Source organism: Streptomyces sp. L-9-10, assembly GCF_004151105.1.
Lineage (GTDB): Bacteria > Actinomycetota > Actinomycetes > Streptomycetales > Streptomycetaceae > Streptomyces.
Window position 1 is genome coordinate 12701 of sequence record NZ_PHRF01000134.1, and the last position, 15665, is coordinate 28365.

The 15665-nt window shown below is 67.6% G+C and carries 12 protein-coding genes and 4 pseudogenes; 7 read left to right on the top strand and 9 right to left on the bottom strand.

The features are described 5' to 3' along the window. Window positions 1–124: 124 nt before the first annotated feature. Together CU044_RS29730 and CU044_RS29735 are read right to left on the bottom strand one after the other, a co-directional pair. Window positions 125–1390: an IS701 family transposase gene (locus tag CU044_RS29730; protein ID WP_129771848.1), complete on the bottom strand. Its 1266-nt coding sequence runs from the start codon at window positions 1388–1390 to the stop codon at window positions 125–127. 91 nt (window positions 1391–1481) lie between these two features. Beyond that, window positions 1482–1928 carry a hypothetical protein gene (locus tag CU044_RS29735; RefSeq protein WP_129771849.1) on the bottom strand — a complete coding sequence of 149 codons (447 nt, stop codon included), beginning with the start codon at window positions 1926–1928 and terminating at the stop codon, window positions 1482–1484. 199 nt (window positions 1929–2127) lie between these two features. Between CU044_RS29735 and CU044_RS29740 the strand changes: the two are divergent. Next, window positions 2128–2399 (top strand): annotated as a pseudogene (locus CU044_RS29740) (DUF6112 family protein). Window positions 2400–2480: 81 nt separating this feature from the next. Here the strand turns inward: CU044_RS29740 and CU044_RS38820 are convergent. After that, window positions 2481–2618 (bottom strand): hypothetical protein, encoded by a 138-nt coding sequence (locus CU044_RS38820; RefSeq protein WP_165372000.1) that lies wholly within the window; start codon window positions 2616–2618, stop codon window positions 2481–2483. A gap of 73 nt (window positions 2619–2691) precedes the next feature. Next, window positions 2692–3973: pseudogene (locus CU044_RS29745) on the bottom strand (transposase). Between CU044_RS29745 and CU044_RS29750 the strand changes: the two are divergent. Further along, a complete protein-coding gene (locus tag CU044_RS29750; protein ID WP_129771850.1) occupies window positions 3972–4520 on the top strand; it encodes a DUF302 domain-containing protein in 549 nt (182 codons plus the stop codon). The pseudogene CU044_RS29745 and the gene CU044_RS29750 overlap by 2 nt on opposite strands. A 78-nt stretch (window positions 4521–4598) precedes the next feature. Here the strand turns inward: CU044_RS29750 and CU044_RS29755 are convergent. Together CU044_RS29755 and CU044_RS29760 are read right to left on the bottom strand one after the other, a co-directional pair. Further along, window positions 4599–4877, bottom strand: a pseudogene (locus tag CU044_RS29755) (IS701 family transposase); the annotation flags it as partial. Between the two features lie 800 nt (window positions 4878–5677). Continuing rightward, complete coding sequence (locus tag CU044_RS29760) at window positions 5678–6085, bottom strand: helix-turn-helix domain-containing protein (RefSeq protein ID WP_026219708.1); 408 nt, start codon at window positions 6083–6085, stop codon at window positions 5678–5680. A 100-nt stretch (window positions 6086–6185) separates the two neighbouring features. Between CU044_RS29760 and CU044_RS29765 the strand changes: the two genes are divergently transcribed. After that, on the top strand, window positions 6186–7130 hold the full coding sequence (locus tag CU044_RS29765; RefSeq protein WP_193564109.1) for an alpha/beta hydrolase: 945 nt from the start codon (window positions 6186–6188) through the stop codon (window positions 7128–7130). A gap of 51 nt (window positions 7131–7181) precedes the next feature. On the opposite strand, the gene CU044_RS29770 is transcribed toward CU044_RS29765, so the two are convergent. Both CU044_RS29770 and CU044_RS29775 read right to left on the bottom strand, forming a co-directional pair. Next, complete coding sequence (locus tag CU044_RS29770) at window positions 7182–8036, bottom strand: alpha/beta hydrolase-fold protein (RefSeq protein WP_129771852.1); 855 nt, start codon at window positions 8034–8036, stop codon at window positions 7182–7184. Beyond that, window positions 8033–8482, bottom strand: coding sequence for an amidohydrolase family protein (locus tag CU044_RS29775; RefSeq protein WP_205124119.1), 450 nt, complete (start codon window positions 8480–8482; stop codon window positions 8033–8035). The genes CU044_RS29770 and CU044_RS29775 overlap by 4 nt, the downstream gene beginning before the upstream one ends. A gap of 216 nt (window positions 8483–8698) precedes the next feature. Between CU044_RS29775 and CU044_RS29780 the strand changes: the two genes are divergently transcribed. After that, window positions 8699–9301, top strand: a complete 603-nt coding sequence (locus tag CU044_RS29780) for a TetR/AcrR family transcriptional regulator (RefSeq protein WP_205124120.1) — start codon at window positions 8699–8701, stop codon at window positions 9299–9301. 9 nt (window positions 9302–9310) lie between these two features. On the opposite strand, the pseudogene CU044_RS29785 reads toward CU044_RS29780, so the two are convergent. Next, window positions 9311–10020: pseudogene (locus CU044_RS29785) on the bottom strand (IS5 family transposase); the annotation flags it as partial. A 347-nt stretch (window positions 10021–10367) separates the two neighbouring features. Here CU044_RS29785 and CU044_RS29790 point away from each other — a divergent pair. The 3 genes from CU044_RS29790 to CU044_RS29800 all read left to right on the top strand — a co-directional run bounded on the left by CU044_RS29790 (window position 10368) and on the right by CU044_RS29800 (window position 15136). Then, entirely contained in the window at window positions 10368–11909 is a 1542-nt protein-coding gene (locus tag CU044_RS29790) for an amidohydrolase family protein (RefSeq protein ID WP_129771854.1), read from the top strand. A 239-nt stretch (window positions 11910–12148) separates the two neighbouring features. Then, window positions 12149–12937, top strand: coding sequence for a DeoR/GlpR family DNA-binding transcription regulator (locus tag CU044_RS29795; RefSeq protein WP_129771855.1), 789 nt, complete (start codon window positions 12149–12151; stop codon window positions 12935–12937). A 513-nt stretch (window positions 12938–13450) separates the two neighbouring features. Then, window positions 13451–15136 carry a beta-N-acetylhexosaminidase gene (locus CU044_RS29800; RefSeq protein ID WP_240045925.1) on the top strand — a complete coding sequence of 562 codons (1686 nt, stop codon included), beginning with the start codon at window positions 13451–13453 and terminating at the stop codon, window positions 15134–15136. Window positions 15137–15665: the final 529 nt, after the last annotated feature.

Consider the following 15665-nt stretch of genomic DNA (forward strand, 5'->3'; position numbering starts at 1 on the left):
CACCACCACCTAGTAGGGCTTGGCCAAGTTGGTGCGGGGTCCGGCATGTCGCGGTGACAGGTGGGGCAGGCGCCGGTCCAGATCACGAGGAGTATCTGCAGCTCGCGGACGACCCGGTAGAGGCTCAGGCCGACGCCGTCTCTTTTGGGGATCGGCTCAGCCGCTGAAGGGTGCAGAAGGCGTGGGCGACCGAGACGAGGGTGACGTGGTGATGCCAGCCCGGCCAGGTTCGGCCTTCGAAGTGGGCCAGGCCCAGGGCCTGTTTCATCTCGCGGTAGTCGTTCTCGATGCGCCGGCGGAGCTTCGCGGTGCGCACGAGGACGGCCAGTGGGGTGTCGGCGGGCAGGCCGGACAGCCAGAACTGCACGGGCTCGTCCTGGTCGGCAGGCCATTCGGCCAGCAGCCAGCGGACCGGAAGCTCGGTGCCTGTTGTGGCCTTGCGGATCTCACGTCCGGCGGGCCGTATCCGCAGGGCCACGAAGCGGGAGTACATGCGTTTGTGTCCACTGCGGCCGCTGCCCGGCCGTGATCCTTCCCGCCACCGCACCGGCCGCGCGGAAGATTCGCCGGCCGCGATGACCAGGCTCTTCACGGTCTGCACCGGCTCGGGGCAGGCAGGAACCGGACGGGGGCCGCGGCCGGAGTAGGCCGGGATGCATGTCTGTGCGTTTTCGGGTTGCGCGGTGGTCGTAGTCGAAATGCCCACCACGTAGTCGAGACCGTGTTCCTCCAGGCCGAGCCGGAAGGCGGCAGTGTCCCCGTAGCCGCCGTCGGCGATGACCTGGGGCACCTCGATGCCCCAGGACCGCGTCTCGTCGATCATGTCGAGGGCCGGCTGCCACTTCTCGACATGACCCACCCCGGCGGGGATGGCGCACTTGTCACGGCGGGCGACCTTGGCCGGATCGGCCTTCGGCGAGGCGGGATCCCAGCTCCCGGGCAGGAACAGACGCCAGTTCACCGCCGCCGAGGCGCCGTTGGAAGCCAGGTGCAGCGAAACCCCGGCCTGGCAGTTGGTGACCTTGCCCGCCGTGCCGGTGTACTGCCGGGTCACGCACGCGGACGCGTCCCCGTCCTTGAGGAATCCGGTGTCATCGATGACCAGCGCGGTGGGCTTGATCACCGGTTGCATGCGCCAGGCCAGCCGGGCCCGCACATGCGCCGCATCCCACGGGCTGGAGGTGACGAAGTGGGCCAGGGCCTGCCGGTTCCCGTCCTCGCCCAGACGGGCGGCCATCGGCTCCACCGACTTACGCCCGCAGTCCAGCAGCAGGCCCCGCGGATAGACCCGGCCCCACCGTCGCTGATCCGCCCGCGCGAACGGCTCGAACATCTCCGCCGCGAAGTCCTCCAGATCACACCGGACCGCAGCCAACTCCCCACCCAGCACACCCGGTCAACGACACGACCGATCAAGAAGACACGCCATCACAGACCGCACATGACCAAGCCCTACTAGGGATCCGGCCAATGGTTTCGGGTCAGGTCCGCTTGCGGCTCGCGATCTCGTCAGAGAGCTGCTGCACGTGGGCGGGGTCCGTGTCCCGGGCAAGGGCGACGTAGTGGTCCATGACGGCCGGCCGGTAGCGCACGGGCAACGTCTGTCCTGGGGCGAGTCGGGTGAGCTCGGTGATCGTGAGGTCTTCGTCCGCGATACCGCGGAACGAGATGCCGTCGGCGGTCTCCACGTCGAACATCAGGACCACGCGTGGATTGCCGTTGACCTCCCGCCAGTCGACGAGAACGCCGAGGGCAAGCGCCCCCGTACGCAGTTCCGCATTGCGCTTCCGTGCATCACTGCTCAGGAGCGGGTTCGGGGCGACGCCCGGGAAGTCGGGCCCGACGCCGAGCGATTCCCGACTCAGGTCGGGCCTGAGCTGCGCCATCAGATCGTTCAGATCGTTGAGCTTCTTCTTCCAACCGAACATCCTGACCCCTCCCTCACACCGGTGCCGGAATCTCGGCCTGGCGCTTCGCCCTCACTGCGATTGTACGTCGCGGCCATTCCCGACCTCCGTCGCATCGCCCCGTCCCGATGGGGTCGCCGTCTGCGGTCGCGGACGGGCTCGGTCGGTGCACCTGTCTGTCGGACGAGCCACGTCCGCACGCCGACAGGAGGACCAAGCCGTGATCGATATTGGCCCCAACAGCAGCGGGCTTCCGGGATCGCGCAGTTGCGCGACATCGTGGGCGCGGTGATGACCGTCGGCCCGTTCCTGAGCGTGCTCGCGCTCATCATCTCGGCGATCGTCTGGGGTTTCGGAGCCAACAGCAGCAACCCTCATCTCGCGTCCCGTGGCAAGACCGGGGTGCTGGTCTCGTGCGGTGCCGCGATCCTGTGCGGAGCGGCGGTCACGCTGATCAACTTCTTCTGGACCGTCGGCCAGGCCGTGAACTAGTACGACGAGGCCGATTCCTACGACGAGGAGTGATGGTGAGTGCGCGTTCCAGCTGACCAGCATCAGTAGGGCGCCTGCTCCTCAGAGCCTCGGCTGGCGCACTCGTTGCTGGAGCCAGTGGCCCGGCTTGCGGCCGAGAAGCAGACCGCGCACTCCGAGGACGGCCCAGATGATGGCCAGGATGTACAGCACCAGGGCCAGCACGCCGAAGATGAACAACCCATTTTCCCCTTGCTCGCGACCGCAGTCGAGTCACGCGATGCTGCGATCCAACCCGATTGGGTGGGAGCTTTCAGTTCTGGGGTGGGGTCAGCGTTCCGCGCCGGGGCTTGGTGCCGACGTTGTGGTGGGCGGGACGGCTGAACGCCTCACCGGTGGCGAGCACTCGGCCCACGTCATGACGGGTGGCTGGGCGGCGGTTCTTCGAACCCGGTGGTCGACCTGGCCCGGGCCGGGACGATTTCGGTGCACCGGCTGGGGAACCGGTCCTCGTGTGCAGGCTTCTGAACCCTCTGCGGACGCGAACGGGTGTCAGTTTGTTCGGATCGGCCGCAGGTCGGTGGCCAGCGGGCCAGCCGGAGCTGGGCGTAGGCGGCGATCACCAGCCATGTCCACCGGTCGGCCGCTTCCGGGCTGCGAAGCCGGGGCTTGGTCCAGCTGAGTGTCTGCTTCAACAGACGGAACGTGTGCTCGATGTCGAACCGACGCAGGAAGGACTGCCGGCAGCGGTCGATATCCGCCTCGGTGGCGCCGGTGCGCGATCACCACAACCAGACCCGGTTGTTCACCCCACCGCTGGGCAGCTTCTCCGCGGTCAGGCGGATGGCGGTGCCCTCGATGACGGGCAGCGGGCCGTCGTAGTCGATCCAGGCCGCGCGGCGGGTGAGTCGTGGGTGCCGCCGGTCCCACGCTTGAGCGGTCGCCTTCCCGTAGAGCCGGGTGTCCGTGGTTGTCACGGTCTGCTCAGCGCCCCAGGTGCTGGTATCGCCGCAGACGAACTCGCCATCGTGCTTGGGCGGTCGGCCGCCTTTGGGGTCGTAGATCCGCGGTGGTGTCGGCCGTGGCATCACGCGGTCGGGTCGGAGCCGGCCGAGGATTTCGACGGGCAGTCTGTCCAGCAGGTGGGCGATGCGCGGGGCGTCGTGTCCGGCGTCAAGCACGACCAGGACCTCCGGGGCCCCTGGTCTCCACTGGCCTGCGGCGACGAGCCGCTCGACGACCTCGCGGACCGCAGCGCGACCCGGGCCAGGTCGACACCTGACACCTCGCCGGCGCTCGCGCCTGCCCCCAAATGGTGTGTCCGAGGTCCAGGTGGTGCGTGCCCGCCAGAGGCTGTGTCGTCTTCGACCACCTGTCACGGGTCCGGCGATCACCGGCCGGCCCCCACGATCACCTGGGTTGTCCGCCCCCTGCGGCGGGCGTAGCGTAAATAAGGGCGCCCAGCGCAGTTCGGCCGTCGGCTCTGGGAGCCGCTGCGGAGCGTGGCGGCCGACAGTTGGTATCCGCCGGCCCAGCCACGGCGCCAGCCCTCGCGTCGGCCGCGGGGGCGCCCGGGCCAGGAGTGGAGGGATCATGACAACGACTGCTCGGCCGTCGGACGGCACGATCGAGACCGTGCCGCACGAGGTCCACCGGCTGACCGTCCAGGTCAACGAGTCGTTCGACGCCTTCCGGGAGCGCTACGAACACGCCGTTCCCGTGTTCCGGAGTGAGCGATTCGCGAAGCTCGTCGAGGAGGGCGCCGACTGGCAGACCGTCCTCGACGCGACGAAGGAGAACGCTCCGCACAGCTTCATCATCTACTGGAGCGCGGAGTTCACATCGCTGATGCGGCTGGCGGGCGACCGGGGCCGCTGCGTGGAGTACCTGATGGGCAACCACACCTTCGCGCAGCGGATGTACCGCTACAACCCGGCCGTCATGCTCTACGCGCCGCTGCGTACCGCGATCTTCGAGGACGCCGACGGTGCCACCTGGTTCACTGTCGACCAGCCCAGCACCGCCTTCGGCAGCTTCAACACCCCGCAGATCACCAAGGTCGGCTTGGAGCTGGACCACGAACTCGCCGCGCTCCTGGGGTTCCTTGACGTTCCGGTGCCGCCCGGACTGCAGTACTCCTGAGAGGGCGTCTAGATATGACATGTGGCGTGAATACTCCAGCCGTAGATCATGATCTTCATGTCTGAGTTGCGGCTTGTCCCGGTAGTGACTGGTGCGTGATCGGGCTTGATGACGTCGTCTCCACTCGGACCAGCTGCGGCGGTGGGCCACGTTGGACAGGGGCTGGACGACGAGCGCGATGAACAGGTGCTGGATCTCGTTGCAGGTCAGCGGTATGAGGTCGTCGGAGGCCGGGCGGGTGTGTTCGTCGGCGCGGTCGACGGCGAGGAAGGCGTCGGCGAGCATGGCGAGGGTGACCCAGCGGGCCCAGGAGGGGTAGCGGCGGAGCTGGTGCTCGTCCAGGTCGGCCAGCCCCTTGACGACGCCCGAGAAATCGAAGCGTCTGGGACGAGATCATCAGCGGCGGCCTCGGCAGCGACTGGGACGCCTGCACCCACGTCTCCTCCGTCGGCTGGAACGCATAACCCTCGCAGGGACCAGTGGGAGCAGTGCGTACAGGCGGTGCCGGCGAACGCCTGGTCGGCGGAGGCGATGTCACCGCCGGTGAGATGTGCGGCCGCGTCCAGCGACGCGGACAAGGGCCGACGCGTGGCCGTGCGGAATCGGTGTGGCACGTCGGTGGTGATGTACCGGTCGGCCCCCACGGCATACACTCCGGGCTTCTTCCGCCAGGGGCTGCTTGCCCCGGTGGCCCGGCGCCACCTTGCTTCCGCGTCTGCCCACCGCTCCTCCGCATCCGCTGCACTCATGCAGAGGGCCTCCGCGATGGTCTCCCATCCGGTGCCACGGACCCGCTCGGCCATCACCGCAGTCCCCAGGAACGTGACCTCCATCGACTCGAAAAGGCGCACCGCCTGGCGCACGTAGTGGCCGGCCTGCGCCAGATCCTCACCAACCATCTGCGCATATGCGCCCAAGGCCGCTGTCCGGGATTCCGCCCCCAAAGCTCGATCCCGACGATGTCGGATTCTCACCGCGTCACGCACTGAGCGACTGTCCTTTGGCAGCGAACCCAGTCGCTGCTTTCCCGTCGCGGTCCAGTTGGCAGATTCGCAATGCTTCGCGGTCAGGGTGGCCGATTCGTACTGGATCTTGCTTCGATCGGGGGGTTCGATCCCCGCTCGTGAGGTGCTCGGTCTGCCGGTTTGCGGGTGTGATCAGTCGTCGGCCGTGCGTTCCTGGCTGCGCTGGTTTGCGCGGTCGACCTCGGCCATGTGTTCCTCGGCCCACTCACGAAGCCTGGCCAGCGGTTCTTCCAGTGTCGTGCCGAGCGGGGTGAGCCCGTAGTACACGCGTGGTGGCACTGACGCTTCCACCCGGCGGCTGACCAGGCCGTCACGGGCCAGCCCTTGAAGAGTGACCGACAACATCTTCTGCGAGACGCCGGCCATCCTGCGCTGTAGTTCCGCGAAGCGCACCTCCTGCGGGGAAGCCTCCGCCAGCACTTTGATGGTCATGGACGTCCACTTCGTGCCGATCCGGTCAAGCAGACGCCGGGTCGGACACTGCGGATCGAACAGATCTCCACGATTCCCGTGAGGGGGGCGCCGCGTCGAGGAGGTCACCTGGAACTCACCACCTGTAGCAGAAGTGCGGTCTTGGCCCCTTCACCATAGTTACCTATCGTTTTGTTGTCACTATTCGTAACCACACAGGGGGATCGCCGTGCCTGCCGCACCGCGCCACATACCCAATCGCCCGTCCGACATCGAACTACGGCGGGTCACGGCCAACGGCGTCGACCTCAACGTGGCTCTCGCCGGCGAGGGGCCGGCCGTGCTGCTGCTGCACGGCTTCCCGCACACCTGGCAACTGTGGACCCATGTCCTGGACGGCCTCGCCGGGCAATACCGAGTGATCGCACCAGACCTGCGAGGAACAGGCGCGAGCACGCACGCAAGGGACGGCTACGACGCCGGAACGCTTGCAACCGACGCCGAAGCCCTACTCGACGCTCTCGGGGAGAGTTCGGCGTCCGTGGTCGGCATCGACGCCGGAACCCCACCGGCCTTTCTTCTTGCCATGCGCCGCCCCGACCTCGTCCGGCAACTCGTGGTCATGGAGTCACTTCTGGGCACACTTCTGCCGGGCGCCGAGGAATTCCTCGCCCATGGAGCACCGTGGTGGTTCGGCTTCCACGCGGTACCCGGCCTCGCGGAAACCGTACTCACCGGACACGAAGCCCAGTACATCGACTGGTTCCTGCGCGCGGGCTCCAACGGAGAGGGCGTGGATCCCGCCGTCCGAAACGCCTTCGTCCACGCGTACACCGGGACTGAGGCCCTGCGCTGCGCCTTCTCGTACTACCGGGCACTGCCCACGAGCAACGAACAGATCCAGGAAGCCGCCAATACCGGCCGGTTGACCGCACCCACCATGGCCATCGGGGCCCGCCCCGTGGGCAGAGCCCTCGAACAGCAACTGCGGCCGCTCGCCGATCATCTCGTCGGCCACATCATCGACGACTGCGGCCACATCATCCCACTGCACCGCCCCAAGAGGCTGCTCAGCCTTCTGGAACCATTCCTCGCCTCGCCGCTGCAAACCCTCGAGCCTCGCGCGGACTCAGGAGCCGCTCTGCCCGCGCCTGTGCCGCCATCGCGCACGTGACTTCCGTCCGCCCAGCAGCGCTGCGGTCAGGCAGAGCCGCGGCGTCCAGGCTTACTGGGCACGGCAGGTCCTGAGGTAGCTGAGGAACGATGCCTGCAGCCCAGTCACGTGCGTTTCGTGCATGAGTGCGCTGGTGACGGATCCGCTGCGTGAGGTGAGGCGGTGAAGGAACGTGGCCGCGTTCTTCGCGAGATTCTGGTAGACCGCCAAGTCTCCGAGGATCTCTCGGTCGTTGAAGGTCACGTGAAGCTTGGTAGCAGGCAGGGTGTCACCCATTGCTTGAAGACGGGCGAAGACCTGACTGTCTGCATTGACAATGCCGGGGCTGCCAGCGCCGATGCTCTCGAAGAAGGTGCTATTGGTGAGCCAGGCGTAGAGACTGAAGAGTCCGCCGTAGGAATAGCCGAAGAGGCCGTGACCGCTCGGGGCTGTGCCGTAGTCGCGTTCGATCCGTGGGTGCAGGTCATCGGTAAGGAAGTTCAGGAACATATCCCCGCGGCTGTCGCTCAATTCAGCGAGGTAGGCGTCGGCTTGCTCGCGAGTCATCGTGCCCGCTTCGACCCCCATCTCCACCGCATCGATGTACTCCTTGGCGATGGGTTCGCCGGGGGGCACGAGGTCGCGGTTGCGCAACCGGTCCCAGTGCTCTGCTTCCTCGCCTGCGTAACCCACGCTGACCTGGACGTAGGGTTGAATCGCCTGCATGGGGTCCAGTTGCGTGACGATGAGTGGGGCGGTCAGGCCCACGGCCCAGTTGCCGTCGAGCACGTACACGACAGGCGCTTGCGCCGCGGCAGGGTCGTAGCGCGGTGGCGTGGTGACCCAGACGCCGTAGTCGTGCCCACCGCTGGAGCGCATCTCGAAGTAGTCGGTGTGGGCGAGGCAGCCCTGCCACATGGTGCTCATCTGAGGTCCTTCACGATGTGGCCGGCCTGGATTACGAGGACGGCGTTGGTGGGGTCGGAGAACAGTTCTGGGTCTTCGAGCGGGTTGCCGTTCCAAAGAACGAGGTCTGCCTGCGCGCCGGGAGTGATGACACCCACCTGGCCGGACAGGCCGAGGATCTCGGCGTTGGTCCGGGTCGCCGCCACGAGCGCTTCCATCGGCGTCTCGAGGGCTGCGCGCAGGCTGAGTTCTTTGCCACGACGGTCCTGGGCCGGACCGATGAGATCGGAACCCAGCCCGATCCGTACTCCTGCGTGCTTGGCGACAGCGAGCGCCTTCGTCATCTGCTCGCGTGCGCCCTTGGCTCGGTCGCGGGTCGACTCGGCGAGACCGGCTCCTGCGGTGTCGTGCAGCAGTTGCTCGACGACAGCGAACGTGGGCACGAGGGCAACCTCGCGAGCGGCCATCAGGGTCGCTGTGGATTCGTCGAGGCTGGTGCCGTGCTCGACACCCGTTCTCGACAGTGATGTCGAGGTTGCTGGGATCGCGCCCCGATCCGTCGATGACCGCCGCGCCGACTACATGAGCCGGTCCCATAGTCGATCCTCCGCCGTTGTGAGCTGACTGCGACCATGTGCGAAGCAACACGGAACCGCCCATCCTTCTTTTCCAATGGATAAACTGTGGGAGTGATCCTGTCAACCTCGGAACGCAAGGGCAGCGCGCGCGAGCGACTCCTGGCACGGCTTCTCGACGCCTTCGGCGAGGCCCTTCCCCCGCCGGAGATGTCGCTCCGTGAGATCGCCGCCCGGATCGAGACCAGCCACGCCCTGTTGCGATACCACTTCGGGTCACTCTCGGGCGTCTTGGCCGCCATGCTCAAGGCGCAGCGATCCCGTGACAACGAGGCACTTCTGGAGGCCGCCCAGCAGGGCACCTTCGACGATTTCGTTGTGGCGATCTGGCGTACTTACACCCGGCCGGAGCAACTGTCGCGTGCCCGCGGCTTCTTCTACGTCGTCGGACTGGCCGCGTACGGCCCCGAGGACTTCCGCGAGTTCGTAGAGTCGATCGGCGACCTGACCGTGATGCTGTCCTCACTCGCGGAACGCGAAGGGCTCGACACGAAGGAAGCGCGGGATGTGGCCACCGTCGCCATTGCCGCGATTCGCGGCCTCCTCTTGCAGGAAGTCCTGACTCCCGGAACCCGCTCGGAGGACGCGGTCACCTTGATCCTGCGCATGAGAGAGGGCCGATCCGTTCCACGATCACGTCCGGAGCGGTAAGAGATCATCTCATTCGGTCGGTCTGTGGTGGCAGATTCAGAGTGCAGGCGATGCTCGTGAAGGCCGGAAGGTGATCGGCCATGCGCTCGTAGCGGCGGTGGAGGCGACGGCATCCGGCGAGCCAAGTCATCGTTCGCTCAATGATCCACCGGTGCCGGCCGAGCCGCTGCGAGGTTTCGGCGCCTGTGCCGGCGATGCGATGCCGGATGCCTCGCCGGGAAAGCCATTGCCGCAGGTGGCGGTGGTCGTAGCCCTTGTCGGCGTGGAGCTTGCCGGGCTTGCGGCGTCGCCGGCCCCGGCGGGAGCGGATCGGAGGTATGCCCTTCACGAGCGGGATCAGGGCTGGTCCGTCGTGCAGGTCGGCGCCGGAGATCCCGACAGAAATGGGCTGACCGGTCCGCTCGGTGATCAGATGGATCTACGAGCCGTACGTGCCCCGGTCGACAGGATTCGGACCGGTCAGGTTCCCCTTTTCACGGCCCGCGTGTTCACCGGGTCGATCGCGCATCGCGACCAGTCGAGCTCACTACGGGAGCCGAGCTCGTCCAGGACCAGCCGGTGCAATGTGGCCGACGCCCTGGCCTTCTACCACTCGGCGACCGGCGGTGAGCCGTGGCACCGGACGGTCCGAACGACGCCGATGGCAGCTGCTGCCACGTACAGCCCGACGTCGCCACGAACACGATCGCGGCCAGTACCTCGCGATCCCCGTGCCGACGCCGTAGAAACAGGTACTCAAGAGACAAGGCGCAGGTACCGGACAGGCGGATCGGAGAAGGGCCGGATTCCACCGCAGACAGTCCGTAAGCAGACAGGCCGTAAGCCGACGCCGTCGGGGCGACGCGGCGTGATCACTCCGGCTGGCGGCCGGTTCACGGAAGGGGCAACCTCATCGCCGGGGACGGCCCTCGGTGGTCCCGGCAACACCCCCACACGCACTGTCTGGCCGCACTGTCCTGTCGCCTCGTGTCCGCCAGAGTCGTGGGGGTCGGCGAACACGGCCGACGGAATCACAAGCGGGAGGGGAAACAGCATGTCCGAAGCAACAGTTGGGGCACATCGCGGCATGGCCCGACGAGGCTTCCTGGCCGGGGCCGCCGCCGTGACGGGTACGGCACTGACGAGCACGGCGGCCGCCGGCACGGCACTCGCGGCCGGGACGAGGGCCGGGAACGGCCCGTTGGCGTTCACCCACGTCACCGTGATCGACGGATCGGGCGCACCCCCGGCCCCCGGCATGACGGTCGTCATCGAGTGCGGCCGCATCACCGGACTCGCCCCGAGCGGACGCACCCGGCTCCGCCCGGGGACCCGTACGGTCGACCTGACCGGCAAGTACCTGATCCCGGGACTGATCGAGGCGCACACCCATAGCGATGGCCCGGAGACAGTGATCCCGGCGCTGTACGCCCTCGCCGGCGTCACCACGGTCCGGGAGATGCGGGGCCAGCAGGTCCACCACGCGTGGCGCGAGAAGATCCGCAGCGGTGCACTGCTCGGCCCCCGCTGGGTGGTCGGCAGCCCCATCGTCGACGGCGCGCCCTCACTGTGGGCGGCCGACGTGGGCCCGACCATCGAGGTGCGCGACGCGGCCGAGGCCCGGCGCGCCGTACGGCACGTCAAGCGCGAGGGCGCGGACTTCGTCAAGGTGTACTCCCGCCTGTCCCGCGAGGCCTACTTCGCTATCGCGGACGAGGCACGGCGCCAGGGCATCCCCCACCTCGGGCACTGCCCCGACACCGTACGGATCGCGGAGGCGAGCGCCACAGGACACCGCACCATCGAGCACCTGCACGCGTTGCTCCTGGCGACCTCACGGCACGAGAAGGAGATACGGCGCCGCCTGGCCGCCGTACGGATCGACCCGCGCGACCCGAGCAGCCTGTCCCGCTACCACAACTGGTTCCAGCAGGTGCATCCCCTCGAATGGCGGGCGGTGCAGGGCTACGACCGGGACCGGGCGGACGCCCTCTTCCGGAGCCTGGCGGCCGACGGGACCGCGGTCGTCCCCACACTCAGCGTGCACCGCACACTGGAGCTGCCCGACGACGTTCCGTCCCGGGCCGAGGAGTGGAAGTACCTGCCTGCCTGGCAGGTGGAGAGCTGGCCGGACCAGCTGGCGGCCCTGACCGGTGGGCGCACCCCCGAGCAGGACCGGCGGATCCGCCAGATCTTCGCGCACCGGCTCCGGCTGGTGCGCGAGTTGCACGGCGCGGGTGTGCGGCTGGCGGCGGGCACCGACACCGGCACGGGATACCTCGTCCCGGGCTTCGCCCTCCACGACGAGCTGGCGCTGCTCGTGGCGGCGGGCCTCACCCCGGCTGAGGCCCTGCGCACGGCCACGCGGGACGCGGCCCGCACCCTCGGCCTGCCCGCCGTCGGCACCGTGGCCCGCGGACAGGCCGCCGATCTGCTCGTCCTCGACGCCGACCCGCTGCGCGACATCCGCAACACCCGCCGCATCCATGGCGTGGTCGTCGACGGCAGGTGGATCCCACCGCAGGAACGCCGCCGGCTGCTCGCGGCGGTGGAAGAGGCCGCCGCACAGACCCCACCGCCCCAGGAGGGGGCGACCATGACGGGATGCGGCTGCGGCGGACACCCCTGACAGCCCTCCGGCGGCTGCCTCACCGACGAGTGGAGCCAGCCGCAGGTCGGAGACGCGCGGATGCGGCGCCTGTCCTCTACAAGGCTCGGTTCCCCGTCAAGCCCTCGGAGTGGCCAACTTTCTGCGACCGGTGACGATTTGTGCGCGAAACGCTGAAGAAATGAACTCTACTGGACAGGTTCATGCGTGTCGGCCTGTGGTTTGATTGGCTGGTAGGTACACAGACAAGGGGACTGCGGATGGCGTCAGTGCAGGCACGGTGGAGTGCCCTGCTGGAAATGTTGACGCGTGACGGCCGCATCGAGGTCGACGCTGCCGCAACGGAACTGGCCGTCTCCACCGCGACGATCCGCCGGGACCTCGACGAGCTCGCCCGGCAGAACATGGTCACGCGCACCCATGGCGGTGCCGCGATCAACGCGATCGCATACGATCTGCCCCTGCGCTACAAGGCGGCCCGCAATGCGCCGGAGAAGGGGCGGATCGCTCAGACCGCGGCGGGCCTGGTGAGGGCCGGTGCGGTAGTCGGTCTGAACGGCGGCACCACGACCACCGAGATCGCGCGAGCCCTGTCCGCCCGCGCCGATCTGACCTCGAATGGCGCCGAAGCCTCGTTCACGATCGTCACCAACGCGCTGAACATCGCCAACGAAATGGTCGTACGACGCCATGTGAAGATCGTTGTGACCGGTGGCGTGGCGCGACCGGCGTCCTACGAGCTCGTCGGCCCGCTGGCTACCGAGTTGCTGGCGGAGATCACCCTCGACCAGGTCTTCCTGGGCGTTGACGCGATCGACGTCACGCATGGCGCGACGGCGCGGCACGAGGGTGAGGCAAGCATCAACCGGGCGCTGGCCCAGCGGGCCCAGCAGGTCGTAGTGGTGGCGGATTCGACCAAGCTGGGCCAGCGAGCCTTCGCCAGGATCTGTCCGGCGCGGGACGTCGATGTGCTGGTGACGGACAAGGGCGCGGCGGCCGAACTCACCGAGCCGTTCAGTGCTGTTGGCGTGGACGTCATCCGCGCCTGACCTCCGGGACTCGTCGTCCCCCGGCCTTCCTCTCCTGGCTTGTCACTCCCGGGCTCTCAGGACCGGTGCCGTCGTACGCCCACGGTCCCGCTCCAGCGCCTGCCGAGCGGCGCCCCGCCGCCTGGCGTCCGCGTCCCGGCCGGCGCTGGAGTGTCGGAACCTGTCTGGTTCGGCTCAGTACTGCCGGCTGCCGCCGATCGTGCCGGCCGCCATCATCCGTGGGCGGATTCAGACCTATCGGAACGATGTGGCCTTCCAACTGGGAAAACACCCTTCACCGTTCCCCGACGTGAGCCGGAAGTGTCAGGGTGAGCTCCAGCAGCGCGGACTGCTCATTATTGCTTGTTTGGGCAGCATCCTTGACAGTATCGAGCATGAGGGTGGAGTCTCGCTTCACCGTACGGTCACATAGCCCCTACACGTCATGGAGTTGCTATGCAGTCCCGTCCACCTCGGTATCGATTCAACCGACGCTCGCTCACTTCCCCGGGTTCCCTTGGAGGCCTCATCTGCGTGACGGCCCTGACCGGAGCGCTCGCCTACGCTGGTATGCCCGGGGCAGCCGGTGCGCCAAATACCCGGAGCACTGCCGCCGTGCTGCCGCCGGTCGTGCCGCAGCCGGAGTCCGAGCGGGCTCTCAAGGGGCCCGGGTTCACCATCGGGGCGGAAACCCCCATCATCGTGAAGAGCTCTGACCCCGACTCGCGAGAGGTGGGCAGATACCTGGGTCGCCTACTCCGTCCCGCGACGGGTTACGACCTCAAGGTGGAGGCGGGCAGGCGGGATCACCGTCCCGCCATCACCCTGGACCGGGGCGGACCGAAGTCGCTGGGCGAAGAGGGCTACACACTCACCTCTCGCGCCGAGGGGGTGCGGCTCACCGCGCGCGGTGCCGAAGGTCTGTTCCGCGGGATTCAGACGCTACGTCAACTGCTGCCCGCCGCAGTCGAGTCGCCGACGGTCCAGCGCGCCCGCTGGACTGTCGCCCCCGTCCACATCACCGACAAACCGCGCTACGGCTACCGCAGCACGATGCTGGACGTGGCCCGACGGTTCTACCCGGTTGCCGACGTCAAGCGCTACATCGACCAGGCCGCCGCGTACAAGATGAACACTCTGCACCTTCATCTGACCGATGACCAGGGCTGGCGGATCGCCATCGACGCGCTCCCCAACCTCACCAAGGCCGGCGCGAGTACGCAGAGCGGCTTCACGGGAGGTTCCTGGTTCTACACCAAGGCGCAGTACCAGGAGATCGTCGCCTACGCGAAGTCGCGGTTCATCACCGTGGTCCCCGAGATCGACGGCCCCGGCCACACCAGCGCCGCGCAAGCCTCGGTGCCTGATATCAACTGCGACGACAAGACCATTCCCCCGTACTCGGGCTTCGACGTCAAAATCAGTGTGGTGTGTCTCCGCGATCCGCAGCACATCGCCAATGTGAGCAAGTTCCTGACCACAGTGATGACCGAAGTGGCCGCGCTCACCCCCGGCCCGTACATCCACGTCGGTGGTGACGAGGTTCCGGCGAGGCCTGCTGAGGAGTACAAGGCCTATGTCCAGGCGGCGACTTCCGCCGTGCAGGCGCAGGGCAAGAAGGTGATCGGCTGGCACGATCTCAGCGCGGGCACCATCCCCGCCGGCAGTCTGATGCAGTACTGGGGCGACGAAGACGCAAGGGAAACGATCGGCACGGCCGAGGAGCACAAGGATATCCTCCTGGCGAGGAAGGGTGTCGCGCAGAACGCATCGTTCATCATGTCCCCGGCCGACCGCTCCTACCTCGACATGAAGTACGACAGCTCCACACCTTACGGGCTGAGGTGGGCCGGCTATGTGCCGGTCAAGAACGCGTACGACTGGGATCCCACCACGGTGACCGCGAAGCCGGACGGGACTTCTCCCGTTGTCCCCGCCAACCAGATCGCGGGCGTGGAGGCGGCGCTGTGGGCCGACCGCGCATACACCGGCAGCAATGAATTGCCGACGTCGACGTCACAGTTCGTCGAGCCTTCGGTCTACACGGACTTCATGGCCTTCCCTCGGCTGCCCGCGGTCGCCGAGATCGGCTGGTCTCCGAAGTCCACGCACGACTGGACGCGGTTCAGCTCCCGCCTGGCAGCCCAGGGTCCGCGTTGGAAGGCTGCGGGAATCGGCTTCTACGCCGCGCCTGACGTCCCCTGGGCGAACGGCAGCTGACGTGCCGGCAGTTCCGTAGAACCAGAAAGTGACCAGGATGGTCGGGCGCCCGTCGACACCTCCGGTGTCCGCGATGCCCGGTAGTGGCCTCGCTGGTCGCTCGACGGGGCGGTCGGGTAGTGGTGGTGGACTGCCAATCGCGCCGTGAATCCCCGGTTTGGGTGACCGGGGATTCAGCGTTACAAGGCCCGGGACATGGCTGCCACGCACGGTGCGACGGCTCGGGACATGGGAGAGGCCGGCATCACACCGGCGCCGCCCCAGCGAGTCGTTGTGATCGCCGAAGCGTCCAACTGGCCACGCCGGCCTTCGCCCACATGTGCGCGGTGGAGGACGTTGACGTACCGGTGACGGACATCGCCGCACCCTGATCGGGGCTCGTCGGCACACGACTCGTTCTGCCCCATCACTGCCCGCGACATGCGCGATGTAGTTCATCCTTTGGTCTGAACAAGCAGCCACATACATCGGCCATGCCCTGCTGTGCGACGAGTCAAGGTTCACTTCCGTGTCGTGGCCTCCGAGTTGG

What these genes read in the sequence shown, in the direction of transcription:
- CU044_RS29735 (WP_129771849.1), bottom strand. Translation starts at nt 1,928, where the DNA reads ATGTTCGGTTGGAAGAAGAAGCTCAACGATCTGAACGATCTGATGGCG.
- CU044_RS29750 (WP_129771850.1), top strand. Translation starts at nt 3,972, where the DNA reads ATGACAACGACTGCTCGGCCGTCGGACGGCACGATCGAGACCGTGCCG.
- CU044_RS29770 (WP_129771852.1), bottom strand. Translation starts at nt 8,036, where the DNA reads ATGAGCACCATGTGGCAGGGCTGCCTCGCCCACACCGACTACTTCGAG.
- CU044_RS29775 (WP_205124119.1), bottom strand. Translation starts at nt 8,482, where the DNA reads ATGGCCGCTCGCGAGGTTGCCCTCGTGCCCACGTTCGCTGTCGTCGAG.
- CU044_RS29790 (WP_129771854.1), top strand. Translation starts at nt 10,368, where the DNA reads ATGGCCCGACGAGGCTTCCTGGCCGGGGCCGCCGCCGTGACGGGTACG.
- CU044_RS29795 (WP_129771855.1), top strand. Translation starts at nt 12,149, where the DNA reads ATGGCGTCAGTGCAGGCACGGTGGAGTGCCCTGCTGGAAATGTTGACG.